A 546-nucleotide genomic window follows, 5' to 3' on the forward strand; every position below is an offset into this window, starting at 1 on the left:
TATTTTAACTAATATTATTCTAAGCATACATGACATCGCTTTATATTTTTCCCTGAATGCTGCATATATGATGTTTTTCGTTTGCGGATGTGTCTATGCCGGGTATTTGGGAATGTATCGTTTTCGTTACCTCATGGTCTATCTGACGCTTGTTGCCGCGTATGCGTTTGTTTATCTTTTTGCATTATATGACCCGGTTTGGTTCATCATAAAACCTGAGTGGGCTGCTGTTATATTAATAGTGCTTTTAACAGCTTCTGTTGAAAGGAATTTTGAGAAGCAGCTTGTCTTATTTGTCCTAGGGATGTGCCAAGGCGAACTGGTGTATTCATTTGTGATCCAGAAGTTGGCCGGGGCTATGGCTGTCGGCGGCTTTCAATGGCTGAATGCGTGTTCTGCGGGGATCATATTGCTGTTTGGCATATCTAAATACGAACACCTCGCAAACCAGATTGGTCAGAAAAACAAAAGATCAAACAAAGGAGCTACCAAAATGTCATGAGTGATTACATCTATCCAATTATTGCTGGGGTCATTGCCGGAATT

1 protein-coding gene is annotated in these 546 nt (G+C 40.8%); it reads left to right on the top strand.

Going from position 1 to position 546, the window contains the following annotated elements; all coding sequences use genetic code 11:
* The coding region (locus ACWHAR_RS31045) for a YphA family membrane protein (RefSeq protein WP_452088928.1) at positions 1-502 on the top strand (502 nt) is incomplete at its 5' end.
* Positions 503-546: the final 44 nt, after the last annotated feature.

This window comes from Bacillus sp. LR--39, from assembly GCF_053613335.1.